This window comes from Halomonas sp. BC1, assembly GCF_002078135.1.
GTDB classification, from domain to species: Bacteria; Pseudomonadota; Gammaproteobacteria; order Pseudomonadales; family Halomonadaceae; genus Vreelandella; species Vreelandella stevensii.
The window spans coordinates 1-12,652 of sequence record NZ_LFGS01000002.1 but is presented as its reverse complement, the minus strand read 5'-3'; the positions used below and the strand labels follow the sequence as shown (position 1 = coordinate 12,652).

The window sequence follows — 12,652 nt, the reverse complement described above, 5'->3', positions numbered from 1 at the left end:
CTTAACGCTCGATCAGTAGCGCGATACCTTGCCCGCCACCAATGCACAGCGTAATCAGTCCAAAGCGCCCCTGAATGCGCTCCAGCTCATGCAACGCTTTAAGGATCAAAATAGCGCCGGTGGCCCCCACCGGATGCCCAAGAGCGACCGCACCGCCATTGGGGTTGAGCTTTTCCAGCGGAAAATCGAGCGCGCTGGCCACCGCCATGGCCTGGGCCGCAAAGGCTTCATTGGATTCGATCACATCGATATCGTGGATGGTCAATCCAGCCTGCTGCAAGCAACGCTTGACGGCAGGAATGGGGCCCAACCCCATCAGCGATGGTTCCACGCCCGCTGTGGTGGCCACCCGCAACCGCGCACGCACGGTGAGCCCGCGCTCCCGGGCCTCTTCAGCATGGGCCAGTACGAGGGTAGCGGCGCCATCGTTGATCCCTGAAGCATTGCCTGCGGTCACGACCCCTTCACGCTTGAAAGCCGGTTTCAGCCGAGCCAGGTCACTGAGCACCACGTCTTCCCGGACATGCTCATCACGGGCAAAGGTCAGCGTCTGCTTGCCCCGGGTCACCTCTACCGGCACGATCTGCTCATCGAAGCGGCCTTCCGATAGTGCCCGCGCTGCTTTTTGATGGCTCTCGAGGGCGAATTGATCCAACTGCTCGCGGCTGAAACCGTACTGCTGCGCGATATTTTCAGCGGTGATCCCCATGTGACCACTGCCGAACGGGTCACTCAACACGCCAAGCGTCAAATCCTCGATGCGGGTGTCCCCCATGCGAATACCGTGGCGCGCCTGCGGGGCCAACACGTAGGCTCCGCGAGACATGCTTTCGGCACCGCCCGCCAAGGCGAGGCGACTGTCGCCCAGGACAATCTGCTGAGCCGCAGACACCACCGCCTGGACGCCAGAGCCGCACAGGCGATTAACGTTGAAGGCACCGGCCTCTTTGGGAACGCCTGCACTGAGTGCGATGTGGCGGGCCAGATAGGCATCCTGCGGGCCAGTGGTGATGATATGCCCATAAACCGAATGATCGATGTCGGCGCCCTCCACCCCGGCCCGGCGCAGGGCTTCCACGGCGGTGATGGTGCCCAACTCATGGGGGGCGAAGGCGGATAGCGAACCGCCAAACCCTCCGATGGCGGTGCGCGCGCCTCCTACAATCACCACGCTATCCAACTGCATATAGACTCCTTGTCGACCGTTTTTTGGACCTCTTGCTCAAGAGGCTTTGCCCAGCAGCGAGCGCGCAATCACTTCTTTCATGATCTCGGAGCTGCCGGCATAAATGGTTTGTACCCGAGCATCGAGATAAAAGCGCGAAATGGGGTACTCATGAGTGTAGCCATAGCCACCAAACAGCTGCAGACAGCGATCCACCGCATGACACTGCAGTTCGCTCAGCTGTAATTTAAGAATCGCCGCCTCGGTGCTGCTCATGCTGCCTTGCCGATACCGCTCCATGCACTGCTCGAAGTAAGCCCGGGCCATGTCAAGCTGGGCTTTGAGCTGCGCCAGCGTAAAGCGGGTGTTTTGAAAATCGGCAATCCGCTGGCCGAAGGCTTCCCGCTGGGTGACGTATTCGAGGGTTAGCGCTAGCGCCCCTTCTATCGCCCCCAGGGCCTGGGCGCCCACCCCCAAACGCTCACGAGGCAGCTCTTGCATGAGGTAACGAAACCCTTCGCCCTCGTTGCCCAATAGCGCGTCTGCGGGCAACTTCAACTGATCAAAGGCCAGCTCCGCAGTGTCGCTGGCATGCTGGCCAATTTTCTTGATCGGTTTACCTCGGGAAAAGCCGGGCAGCGACGTTTCCACTAAAAATAGCGAGACCCCTTTGGCGCCGGCACTGGGATCGGTTTTCGCGCACACGATCACCAGATCGGCCACCTGACCATTGGTGATGAACAGCTTGCCACCGTTGAGCAACCAGCCATCCTCTACCCGCGTGGCGCGGGTTTTCATCGCGGCCAAATCACTCCCGGCGTGGGGTTCGCTCATGGCAATGGCCCCCAGGCACTCCCCCAAGGCCATGCGCGGCAGCCACTTTTCCTTCTGCTCAGGTGTCCCCAGCTTCTGGACATACGGCATGACGATATTGGCGTGGATGTTGTAAGCACTGGCGAGGCCACCAAAGCCCTGACGAGACATCTCTTCGAGCACCCTTTGCGTGATGGCGATATCGGCCTCTGAGCCACCGTACGCTTCTGCCAGGTCAATACCCAACAGCCCTGCCGCCCCCAGCGCCAGCCACAGGGAGCGTGGTATTTCTCCTGCCTCCTCCCACTGCTGGTAAAAAGGCGCTACTTCCTGCGCTAAACAGCGGGTAATCATGGGCTGAAAGAGCCCCAGCTCCTGGTCGTCCATCATGACTCTCCCAGCGCCTGGCGCAGATGGCGCTTGAGAATTTTACCTGCCGTGCTCTTGGGCAGTGCGTCGGTAAACATCACCCGCTTGGGTACCTTGTAAGGGGCGATCAGGCCCTTGGCGTGTCGAATCAGCTCCGCTTCACTGGCGCTTTGCCCCTCCTTGAGCACCACCACTGCGGTAATCGCCTCGATCCATTTGTCATCGGGCAGCCCCACGACCGCCACCTCTGAAACCGCCATGTGCTTGAACAGCACCTCTTCCACTTCTCGACTGGCGACCAGCACACCGCCGGTATTGATCACGTCCTTGATACGGTCGACGATGTACAAATAGCCCGCTTCATCGACATACCCCACGTCTCCAGAGTGGAACCAGCCTCCCTGAAATGCCTCCGCGGTCATCTCGGGTTTGTCCCAGTAGCCCAGCATGAGCTGCGGAGAACGATGGACGATTTCCCCATGCTCTCCAGGCGGAACATCGTTGCCCTCCAGATCGACGATGCGCGTTTCGACCGTGAGAATCGGTCGTCCAGCAGAGGCCGGCCGTTCGGCATGCTCTTCTGGTCGCAAAACAGTCGCCAGGGGCGCTATTTCGCTCTGTCCGTAGCAGTTGTACAGGCCGACACCATCAAAGCGCTGCTGCATCTCTTCGAGTACCGGCACCGGCATGATGGAGGCCCCGTAATAGGCTTTTCTGAGGCTCGAGAGATCGTACTGATCGAAGTGAGGGTGCCGTAACAAACTGATCCACACGGTAGGAGGGGCAAAAAAAGAGCTGATCTGGTGCTGTGAAATGGCAGCCAGGCAGCTTTCCGGCAGGGGGGCTTCCAGCAGAATGACGGGCGCTCCCAGCAGTAGCGCAGGCATCAGAAACACGTGCATTTGCGCCGAGTGGTACAAGGGCAGCGCTGCCAGCACGGCGTCATCTGCCTGGATATCCAACGCCACCATGCACGCCATGTATTCGGCCATGAGCGCTTGATGGCTCATGATGGCAGCCTTGGGCGCTGCCGTGGTACCAGAGGTATATAGCAACTGGGCAACGCTGGCCCCCTCCAGCGCGACGTCTGGCTCATGGGCAGCATGAGTCAGAGAAGCATGGAACCCGTGGGTACACGCCAGTACGTCGAAGGCGTCTTCTTGAAGCGATGCCTCCTCCGCCTGCAGGGTACCGTTGACGACCAGCGACAGCCCCGCGACGGCAGCGCGAACCTTGTCACCTAGCACCGCGTCGCTCAGTACCCCTTTTGCGCCCGACTGCTCCAGAATGTAGCGAAGCTCGTCACTGCTCAGCGCAAAATTGACAGGGGCGTGAATCAGGCCCGCCTTGCTACAGGCCAGCCACGCGATCACATAGGCATCCGAGTTTTTACCGTATACCGCCAGGCGGTCGCCCGGCGCCAGCCCTGCTCCCAGCAGCGCATTTGCCACCTGGTTGGCCGCGTTATTGAGCGCTTGATAACTCCACGTACGCTCGCCGAACGTCAAGGCCCGCTTCTGGGCATGCTTACGCGCGCTGCGGTTAAGCGCAGCGCCAATCGTATTGCGATGAATGTTATCAACAGACGTCATGGCTGTTTAACCCTTTACGAGTGGGCAGACACTTTCAGACAGTGGCCGGAACGCTTCCTCGGCAGGAATGGTGCGGACCACCCGGAACAAGTCGTCTTCATCTGCTGACTCTGCTGGGGTTTTGACTTCCACGAGGTACATGTCGTGGACCATACGGCCGTCTTCGCGGATATAGCCGTTCTGGGCAAAGATATCGTTGATAGGCGTGTCGGCCATCTGCTGACGCACCGTCTGGGTATCGTCTGTCCCGGTGGCAGCGATGGCGTCCAGGTAGTGGCGAGTGCTGGAGTAGAGGCCAGCGTGCACCATGGTAGGCATGCTGCCCGTACGCTCCCGGAAGCGTTCTGCCCAGGCGCGGGTTTCCTCGTTCAAGTCGTAATACCAGGCTTTGGTGAACTGCAGCCCTTGGGCATTTTCCAGCCCGATACTGCGCACATCGGTACTGAACAGCACCATTCCCGCCAGGATTTGCCCGGCCTGGGTAATACCAAACTCCCCCGCCGTCTGAACCGCGTTGATGGTGTCCCCGCCCGCGTTATTCAACGCAATGACGTCAGCACCAGAGGCCTGCGCCTGTAACATGAACGATGAAAAGTCGTTATTGGGGAATGGATGACGCGCACGCCCTACGATGGTGCCACCGTTCTCAGTGACCACACGCTCGACATCTGCTTCCAACGCATGACCAAAAGAGTAATCGGCACTCAACAAGTACCAGTTTTTGTAGCCTTCTTCGGTAATGGCTTTGGCGGTGCCGTTCGACATTGCCCAGGTGTCATACACCCAGTGAATATGATTCGTAGAGCAGTGTTCGTTGGTCACGCCGGAGGAGACGGCACCATTCACCAGCCCCAGCTTGTCGGCCTCCTGCAGCAGACTGACGGCCGCCAACGTGACCGATGATGCCACCAGGCCCGTGACCATATCGACGTTGCGCTCATCGATCCATTCACGCACCACGCTGGAGCCCACGTCAGGGCTGTTACGATCATCGGCACTGAACACCACGATATCCGCACCGTTGACACTGCCGCCAACATCCTCGATCGCCATCTGAATGGCATCGAGCCCCAGAGGACCGATAGGATCGCGGTAAACGCCTGACATATCGGCCAGATAGCCAATGCGGATTTCGTTATCAGAAATCCCTTCATGGGCGGCGACAAACGGAACGAAGCCTGCTGCAACCACTGCAGAGGCTAACGCAGACAGGGTGAAACGACGTGATAACGGCATGAGGGTACCTCTCTATTGTTGTTATTGAGGTGAAAATCACAACGCTGGCGTTGCGCCTTCACTCATTGAATCACGGGCATGGCGGTGACTCATTTTCATGGTAAGAGCAAACAGGCCTGCACTGTTTACCTATTGAGCCAGTTTTTTTGCAATTCATGCCATTTGCAGTGTGATTACTTGCCACGTTTATGGCAGCTTGCGTTGGCGAGCCAAGCGGCTCCAGCGTTACAATGGGGCCACTGGCCCACAGAAGAGATGAGCACATTGGCGACTCAGCAAGCACACGACGCGTTACCTGAAGCGCTACAGTTTCGCCCCAGCACACCGCTGGTCGATATTGGCGCCAACCTGACCCATGAGAGCTTTCAGCGCGACTTGAGCGACGTGATTGCCAGGGCCCGAGCCGCCAACGTGACCACAATGATCGTCACGGGAACGGATATCGCCCACGCCAGGCAGGCCGTCGAGATGGCTCGGCAGTTTGCAGGGCTGTACGCCACTGCGGGGGTGCATCCCCATGATGCCAGCGGCTGGAGCGAAGACGTGGCGCAGGCGCTGGGCGACCTCTATACATTGCCCGAGGTGGTCGCGGTCGGTGAGTGCGGGCTCGACTTCAACCGCAACTTTTCCACACCGCAGGAGCAGGAGCGCGCCTTTGAAGCGCAGTTGGCCCTGGCGGCGGCATCCGGGCTACCGCTGTTTCTTCATGAGCGTGATGCAGGCCAGCGCATGCGTGAGATCCTGCACCACTGGCGCGACGATATCAGCCACGCGGTGATCCACTGCTTTACCGCAGACCGTGAAACGCTGCGGGGCTATCTGGAGCTGGACCTGCACATCGGCTTGACGGGCTGGATCTGTGACGAGCGGCGCGGGCATCACCTGCGTGACCTGGTGCGCGAGATCCCGCTGGATCGATTGATGGTCGAAACCGACTGCCCTTACTTGCTGCCCCGTAATTTGCCCGCCAAGCTGAAAGGCAGACGCCATGAGCCTGCCCTGCTGCCCTGGATCGTGCAGGAAATTGCTCGTTGGCATCAGGTGAGTGACACTGAACTCGCGGCGGCGACCACTCGGACCGCCCTGCAATTTTTCCGTATCGACACGGATACCTAGAAGGAACGACAACCATGGCCGACTACCCCGGTTTTATTGCCATAGAGATAGGTGAAGACAATGGCTTGCCGCTGTCGATTGCATGGTCACTGCCCGATGGGCGCATCAAGCAGACCTTGATCCAGCCGGATGACAGCTGGATTACCGAAGACAGCAATGTCATGGGGGCTTACAGCATCGAAGAGCTGGAGAGTCTGGGGGTCAGCCCGCTGGATGTGATCCGCGAGCTGGAGAACGACCATTTCTCGGCCACGCTGTACACCAGCGACAACGGCGAAGATGAGGCCGCCCTTGCCCGCTTGTTCGACACCTACGGACTGGACCCTTTTGTGGAGCTGGCACCCGCACAAGTGCTGTATGAAACCCTCAGCTCAAGCGAATGGCACCGCCTGCGCAGTGATACCTTCAACGACCTGGGCCTAGAACCCATGCGCCCCGAGCACGAAATCGAGGTCATGCTGACCCTGCATCAGCAGTTGTCCGAGGCTGACTAACCCACTTTCATCAGAGCATCGTCCAGCAGGCGGTGCCCCTGCCGAATCGCCTGCTCCAGCGTGTCCTGGTGCTGATAGTAGCGCGCCAATGCCGTCCGAAACGCATTGGCGCGCAGGGGCAGTCCCTCTTGCCGATAGCGCTCGGCCCTCGCTGCCACGCGTCTTGCGAAAGCCTCCCGGTCCACCTCGCCCGCGCCGCCCAGATTGTCCACACTGACATGGAACGTACGGCCACACGCCTGGGTAAACAGTTGCTCCAACGCCTGAGGGGACACTTCGGCCTGTTCGAATGCCTGTTGCTGTTCCGCCGTGCGCCCGTCCGGGTAATACCAGTAGCCATAATCTTCCCACTGGCGGCGTTTTGCGCCTGCGATGCACCAGTGGCTGATCTCATGTAACGCACTGGCAAAATAGCCTCGTGCAAAGATCACCTGATGGTAAGGCGTCTGCTCACTCATCGGGCGGTAAAGCGGCTCATCGCCACCGCGAATCAGCCGAGTCTGATAGTGGTCTGCAAACACCCCATCAAACAGCGCAGTAATATCGTCGAGCGTCCAGCGCTCTTGCGGGTCAGTCACACCGTTATCTCATTCATGAACGTTGCACTAGTATAACGAGGGACCCATCCCTGGCTAAAGAGGAGAGCGCAAGGTATAGCGACTCCTGCTACTCTATCGCCTTTTCCTGGGTCTCTTTGCTAAATAGGAACCATCCTTGGGCGGCTTCACTAGCGATATCAAGAAAATTTACTGGCCTGAAACACGCACACTCATGGCCCTGGCGCTGCCTATCTGTGGTGCACAGCTTGCTCAGGCAGGCATGAGCGTTGTCGATGTGATGATGACCGGGCGACATGACGCCACGTCGCTGGCGGCGGTGTCGGTAGGCTCCAGCCTGTGGATGCCTCTGATGCTGTTCATGACCGGCACGCTGATGGGGCTGACGCCCATCGTGGCTCAACTGCTGGGAGGGCAACGCAACGGCGCCATTCGTCCCGCCGTACATCAGGCGCTCTGGGTGGCGCTGGCGCTGGGCTTGTTGGCCGCCCTGCTGCTGCGTACGACCGTCATGCCGATCTTCGAGCTGATGAACGTGCCACCGGCAGTGGCCAGCGAGTCGGCTGCTTACCTGAGCGCGGTGGCCTTCGGCATGCCAGGTATCGCGCTATTTCAGGCATTGAGAGCGTTTTCGGATGGCATGAACCATACCCGGCCAGCCTTGTGGATCAGCCTGATTGGCCTGGCCGTCAATATTCCCAGCAACTATGTACTGATCTACGGGGGTGATGGGCTGGTCAGCCTGTTCGGCGCCGCGCTGCCGGATACGCTGCAGCAGCTACCCGCGTTGGGCGCCTTTGGCTGTGGCATTGCCACGGCCTTCTCCATGTGGACCATGGTCATTGCCATGGCTCTCTACACGCGTCGTGGCACGGTATACCGCAGCGTTTCCTTGTGGCATGGCGCCACCTGGCCACAGTGGTCAGGCGTGCGTGAGCTGCTCGTGGTCGGGGTGCCCATCGGCGTCGCGATTTTTGTCGAAGTGACGCTGTTCACGCTGATCGCCCTGTTCATTGCCAGCCTTGGTGAAGTGACCGTGGGGGCTCACCAGATCGCGCTGAGCTACACCTCGATCCTGTTCATGCTGCCCATGTCACTGAGCATGGCACTGACGGTGCGTGTCGGTAATACGCTGGGGCAGCAGCGCCTTTCCCTGGCCCGCAAGGTTGCCTGGAACGGTGTCGTGATCAGCGTGATCGTCGCCGCGTTCAACAGCACGCTGCTCTGGTTCACTGCCGCACCGGTCATCAGCCTGTATACCTCCAATAGCGACATTCAGGCCCTGGCGCTCACGATCATCGCTCTGGCGGTCATCTTTCAGCTGTCGGACTCGCTGCAAGTGAATCTGGCCGGCGCGCTGCGAGGCTACAAGGATACCCGCATCGTCATGGTGATCACCGTTCTTTCCTACTGGATCGTCGGGCTGGGGGGCGGTCATTGGCTGGGAACCTATGGCATGGGGGGTGAGTCACAGCCGCTGGGGGTACACGGCTATTGGATCGGCCTGATTGCAGGGCTCACGACAGCGGCCATCTTGCTGGCTTGGCGATTACATCGAATCAGTCAACGGGAGTGACCCCATGCGGCCTTCAAGTTTCTACCGCTCATGCCTCGTGATGCCCGTCGTCATGTCGGCCAGCCTGGTGCTGGCTGGCTGCGGCGACAACAGCGCGGACGAGGCCTGGGCGGCCTACCAGCGCTCGACTGCCGAGGAGCTCGGCATTTCCGCTCCTGAACGCCACCAGCCCCGTAACATAGGCGCCTTTCCCGACCGACGCCAGCGCGTGATCGAGCTGCCGGAGATACGCGAAGGCATGCTCAATATCTATGCGTTACGCGAGTGTCAGATCACCTCCCTGATTGCTGCCAGAAACAACCAGCTAGGCCGTGTCGCACCGCCCAGCCAGCAATGGATCTACGAGCGCACGCTGTGGCAACGCCTGGATCACTGCTGGAACAGCGATATTCCTGAACGGCTCGGTGACGATGACGCCCATCGCCTGGCACAGCTGACCCAGCTCAAAACCGAGCAGCTGCCCTTTGCAACCTGGAACGCCATCTTTGCCTCGGAAGAGTGGGAGAAGAGTTTCGCTCGCGCCAGTCACCCTCTGCACACGCTCCCCGATCAAGTCTGGGCAGAACAGCGGGCAGCACTGGATTATCTTGAGCAGATGATTACCCAGCAGTTCAATCAGGCCTGGCAACACGACTCCTCGACCCTGGAAAACCATCTCAAAACGCTCCAGCAGCGTCCGCTGACTGCCGAAGTGCTGCGCGCCTTGCTGCTGGCTGAGCAGCGCCTGAACGAGCTAAACGCGGCTATCGCGCAGGCCGAACCAGACGCAGTGAGCACCTGCTGGTCAGAAGCCCTGCCTGACTGGGTAGACCAGCTGGAGCAACGCGCAGAGCAGTGGCTGGTGTCGGTGAATAGCCTTTTCGATACCCATGCCGTCAGCCCACCGCCAGCGGTGTCTGACTACCAGCAGACCTGGCTCGACATGCAGAACCCGGAGGCCCCCTGGCAGCAGTTTCAACGGGCTCTGGCGCATCATCGCCAGTTGGCGCTTACCCTGGCGCCCTGCACACAGCATTAAATATGCTCGTCATGCTTAACCTTCCAGAAAAGGTGTGCTATTGGTGAAGGTAGCGGCAGATGAAAATCACTGTCTGCCAATGTCGTGACCACGCAGTACAAGGAGGGACACCATGGGCTCACCCCTGTCAACTCGCTCTGCCCAGGTCATCGACCTGGATACCGTGCGTCAGCGTCAGCAGGCGCGAAAATATCTCGTTCGTCTGGCTCCGGAGCTGGACGGACTGGAAATGGTTTACCAGCTCGCTGCGAGTCCCGACACCTACTATGGTCTCCCCATTCTGGCCTGGGGCTTGAGAGAAGATGGCAGCATTACCGGGCTGGTACCCTGGATGGAGTCTCTGGCGGCCTGCCATGAGCTGGACAGCGAGGAAAGCGGTTGCTTCGTCGGTTACCGTGACCCCGAAACCGATGAAGTCTTCGATGTTCCCCCCGACCACAAGTACGACGAACTGGTCGCGGCGGCAGGCTATTTCGAGTATGAGGCGTCCGGTGAAGTGACGCTGATCCAGCAACTTCCCGATACCCTGGGAACCCATGCATTGTGCATGAACCGGCCCAATGCTCCTTGGCACATGAAGCCGGTCTACGGATGGCGCCTGTACAGCGACGGCAGCGTCGACGCGCTGCTGGCTGACGAGCAAAAAGCCACTCTGATGCCGATCCTGCTGGGTGATAACTGCCTGTATGACGCCCACTCGCGCCATCACACCGTCTATTTCTTCCAGCGCCACATCGCTAATCGTATCCTCGAAGAGGACCCCGCCACACTGGAAGCATTGGCCATGATGGTGGTCTCCGACAGCGACGATCGCTCTTGAAGCCACCCCGGCAAGGCATTGCACCATGGTCTATGCATGCCTTGCCGGGGCTCCCCAGTATCACGCCAAACGGATAAAGTAGACGTAGTGGTCGTCTGAGCCCTGTTGCTCGATAAGCTCGTGCCCCAGGAATTGACAAAACTTGGGGACATCGCGCGTCGTCGCAGGGTCCGTCGCCACCACCTTCAGCACCTGGCCCGACGCCATGTCACGCACCTTGTTGTGCATCAGCATGATGGGCTCTGGGCAGTACAGCCCGGTGGTGTCCAATTCGGCATCGAAAGCACTGGGGGCTTGTGTAGGATCAGTCATCGACTCTCTCGGTTAGGAAACAGACACTATGATAAAAGTCATCATTGAACGACGCATCATGCCCGGCCTGGAAGATGAATACGAGCAGGCCGCACGCGAAGCCATGCGCGTATCATTGGGCATTCGTGGCTTCGTTGGTGGTGAAACGCTGGTAGAGCGCGGCCACACCGACCGTCGGCTGATGATCACCAAATGGCGTGACCTGCGCGCCTGGAAAGAGTGGCACGCCAGCGAAGCGCGCGCCATGGCCATGCAGCGCATTCTGCCCCTTCTCACCGAAGATGAGGCCATTCGTATCTATGAGCCGGGGTACTAGGCGAGCGTTCAGCCAGTCAAGCACACCTTCTCAGTGTAGCAACCTGACATGCACCGTCACCTCTTCCCGATCATGGTAGAGGTGACGGCAACTTATTTTAGCGCTTACCCCCGCTGACGCCAACGAGGCTTCCAGCGTCGTCAGGCAGCGCGTCACTTCATCCCAGCGTTTCTTCATGGGCAGCTTCAAGTTGAAGATAGCCTCACGACACCATTTACGCGTCAACCAACGCTCTACCATGGCCAATACCCGTACAGGCTTGTCCACGATGTCGCACACCAGCCAATCCAGACGCTGAGGTGGCTCCCAGGTAAAGCCGTCTTCACGCAGGTGGTCGATCTGACCAGTCGCCATCAGGGCTTTGTCCATGGGCCCGTTATCGATGGCATAGACGTACATGCCCCGCTGCACCAGCTGCCATGTCCAGCCTCCTGGCGCCGCCCCCAGGTCGGCTGCCTGCATGTGCTCCGCCAGGCGAGTATCCCACTGATCGCGTGGAATGAATTCGTGCCAGGCCTCTTCCAGCTTCAGCGTCGAGCGGCTTGGCGCACGGGAGGGAAAGCGTAGCCGCCGGATTCCGTTCAATAGTTCGCTACGATTGTCAGGGAAGCTCATGCCGAGCTGCACACGGTCTCCGTCCGTCCAGAAAATATGCAGCCGCCTTCCGCCAGCCTTGCCTCGCAGCGACCCACGCTTTTTCAGCGTGTTTTGCAGCGGGCGAGTGAGCGCCTTGATCAACCCCGACAACGCTTTGCCATCGTTGGTATCCGGTGTTTCGTGCCAAATCTCTTCAAAGCTCCAACGGCTGGCTTTGACCTGATCGAGAATGGCGGTCAGACGATCCTCACGGGACAGCACCAAGGGCGGCAGGGCTGCCAGACTCTGCCTGGCAAAGATGAGATGCTGGAAAGCTGCCTGGCGGTGCAGGTCATTGATCGCCTCACCATCCTGTCGCGTCAAGCTGACCCATCCGGCCCCATGGGCTGGTTCGCAGTTCACCCCCTGCTGTTTGGCATGATGCTGCATTTCCGCCAACGTATCGCCCTCGAAACCGGGTCGACAATAGACCAGCCACGCCGTGGGTATCGTGTCACTCACCTTTCACCTCTCTGTAAACATGGAGCCGTCACTGCCCTCTCGAAAACACATGATAACATCGCAGCGAAGCAACAACGGCTCCCCAAGGCAGCCTATCAACGCATACCCCCCCCACAGCCTGAGCCATGAAGGTTTTGCGCAAGTGCCAAACGCAAAAAGCCCCGAACACG

General features: G+C 59.5%; 13 protein-coding genes. 6 read left to right on the top strand and 7 right to left on the bottom strand.

The window, feature by feature from the left end; translation table 11 throughout:
- Position 1: 1 nt before the first annotated feature.
- Genes bktB through B7L72_RS00175 form a run of 4 tightly spaced genes read right to left on the bottom strand, consistent with a single transcriptional unit; the run spans position 2 to position 5,175 of the window.
- Positions 2 to 1,186 (bottom strand): beta-ketothiolase BktB, encoded by a 1,185-nt coding sequence (bktB, locus tag B7L72_RS00190; RefSeq protein ID WP_081191915.1) that lies wholly within the window; start codon positions 1,184 to 1,186, stop codon positions 2 to 4.
- A 36-nt stretch (positions 1,187 to 1,222) separates the two neighbouring features.
- The gene (locus B7L72_RS00185) at positions 1,223 to 2,365 is read right to left on the bottom strand and encodes an acyl-CoA dehydrogenase family protein (RefSeq protein WP_081191913.1); all 1,143 of its coding nucleotides are present in this window, start codon (positions 2,363 to 2,365) and stop codon (positions 1,223 to 1,225) included.
- Complete coding sequence (locus tag B7L72_RS00180; protein WP_081191911.1) at positions 2,365 to 3,939, bottom strand: fatty acyl-CoA synthetase; 1,575 nt, start codon at positions 3,937 to 3,939, stop codon at positions 2,365 to 2,367. Before B7L72_RS00180 ends, B7L72_RS00185 begins: the two co-directional genes overlap by 1 nt.
- A gap of 6 nt (positions 3,940 to 3,945) precedes the next feature.
- Positions 3,946 to 5,175, bottom strand: a complete 1,230-nt coding sequence (locus tag B7L72_RS00175) for an ABC transporter substrate-binding protein (protein WP_081191909.1) — start codon at positions 5,173 to 5,175, stop codon at positions 3,946 to 3,948.
- Between the two features lie 255 nt (positions 5,176 to 5,430).
- On the opposite strand from B7L72_RS00175, the gene B7L72_RS00170 reads away from it, so the two are divergent.
- The gene (locus B7L72_RS00170; protein ID WP_081191907.1) at positions 5,431 to 6,291 is read left to right on the top strand and encodes a TatD family hydrolase; all 861 of its coding nucleotides are present in this window, start codon (positions 5,431 to 5,433) and stop codon (positions 6,289 to 6,291) included.
- A gap of 14 nt (positions 6,292 to 6,305) precedes the next feature.
- On the top strand, positions 6,306 to 6,785 hold the full coding sequence (locus tag B7L72_RS00165) for a hypothetical protein (protein ID WP_016914304.1): 480 nt from the start codon (positions 6,306 to 6,308) through the stop codon (positions 6,783 to 6,785).
- On the opposite strand, the gene B7L72_RS00160 is transcribed toward B7L72_RS00165, so the two are convergent.
- A complete protein-coding gene (locus tag B7L72_RS00160; protein ID WP_081191905.1) occupies positions 6,782 to 7,363 on the bottom strand; it encodes an elongation factor P hydroxylase in 582 nt (193 codons plus the stop codon). The genes B7L72_RS00165 and B7L72_RS00160 overlap by 4 nt on opposite strands.
- Before the next feature lie 136 nt (positions 7,364 to 7,499).
- Between B7L72_RS00160 and B7L72_RS00155 the strand changes: the two genes are divergently transcribed.
- From B7L72_RS00155 to B7L72_RS00145, 3 genes are all read left to right on the top strand, one after another.
- On the top strand, positions 7,500 to 8,918 hold the full coding sequence (locus B7L72_RS00155; RefSeq protein ID WP_081191903.1) for an MATE family efflux transporter: 1,419 nt from the start codon (positions 7,500 to 7,502) through the stop codon (positions 8,916 to 8,918).
- A gap of 4 nt (positions 8,919 to 8,922) precedes the next feature.
- The gene (locus tag B7L72_RS00150) at positions 8,923 to 9,936 is read left to right on the top strand and encodes a DUF3080 family protein (protein ID WP_081191901.1); all 1,014 of its coding nucleotides are present in this window, start codon (positions 8,923 to 8,925) and stop codon (positions 9,934 to 9,936) included.
- Positions 9,937 to 10,048: 112 nt separating this feature from the next.
- A complete protein-coding gene (locus B7L72_RS00145) occupies positions 10,049 to 10,756 on the top strand; it encodes a hypothetical protein (protein WP_081191899.1) in 708 nt (235 codons plus the stop codon).
- A gap of 60 nt (positions 10,757 to 10,816) precedes the next feature.
- Here the strand turns inward: B7L72_RS00145 and tusA are convergent, their stop codons facing one another.
- Positions 10,817 to 11,068 (bottom strand): sulfurtransferase TusA, encoded by a 252-nt coding sequence (gene tusA, locus B7L72_RS00140; protein WP_039179343.1) that lies wholly within the window; start codon positions 11,066 to 11,068, stop codon positions 10,817 to 10,819.
- Positions 11,069 to 11,096: 28 nt separating this feature from the next.
- Here tusA and B7L72_RS00135 point away from each other — a divergent pair, with 28 nt between their 5' ends.
- Complete coding sequence (locus B7L72_RS00135; RefSeq protein WP_016914310.1) at positions 11,097 to 11,384, top strand: antibiotic biosynthesis monooxygenase family protein; 288 nt, start codon at positions 11,097 to 11,099, stop codon at positions 11,382 to 11,384.
- A 30-nt stretch (positions 11,385 to 11,414) separates the two neighbouring features.
- Here the strand turns inward: B7L72_RS00135 and rlmM are convergent, their stop codons facing one another.
- Positions 11,415 to 12,482: a 23S rRNA (cytidine(2498)-2'-O)-methyltransferase RlmM gene (gene rlmM, locus B7L72_RS00130; protein ID WP_081191897.1), complete on the bottom strand. Its 1,068-nt coding sequence runs from the start codon at positions 12,480 to 12,482 to the stop codon at positions 11,415 to 11,417.
- Positions 12,483 to 12,652: the final 170 nt, after the last annotated feature.

Coding starts and splice junctions, on each gene's coding strand:
- bktB (WP_081191915.1), bottom strand. CDS start 1,186: ATGCAGTTGGATAGCGTGGTGATTGTAGGAGGCGCGCGCACCGCCATC.
- B7L72_RS00185 (WP_081191913.1), bottom strand. CDS start 2,365: ATGGACGACCAGGAGCTGGGGCTCTTTCAGCCCATGATTACCCGCTGT.
- B7L72_RS00180 (WP_081191911.1), bottom strand. CDS start 3,939: ATGACGTCTGTTGATAACATTCATCGCAATACGATTGGCGCTGCGCTT.
- B7L72_RS00175 (WP_081191909.1), bottom strand. CDS start 5,175: ATGCCGTTATCACGTCGTTTCACCCTGTCTGCGTTAGCCTCTGCAGTG.
- B7L72_RS00170 (WP_081191907.1), top strand. CDS start 5,431: ATGAGCACATTGGCGACTCAGCAAGCACACGACGCGTTACCTGAAGCG.
- B7L72_RS00165 (WP_016914304.1), top strand. CDS start 6,306: ATGGCCGACTACCCCGGTTTTATTGCCATAGAGATAGGTGAAGACAAT.
- B7L72_RS00150 (WP_081191901.1), top strand. CDS start 8,923: ATGCGGCCTTCAAGTTTCTACCGCTCATGCCTCGTGATGCCCGTCGTC.
- B7L72_RS00145 (WP_081191899.1), top strand. CDS start 10,049: ATGGGCTCACCCCTGTCAACTCGCTCTGCCCAGGTCATCGACCTGGAT.
- tusA (WP_039179343.1), bottom strand. CDS start 11,068: ATGACTGATCCTACACAAGCCCCCAGTGCTTTCGATGCCGAATTGGAC.
- B7L72_RS00135 (WP_016914310.1), top strand. CDS start 11,097: ATGATAAAAGTCATCATTGAACGACGCATCATGCCCGGCCTGGAAGAT.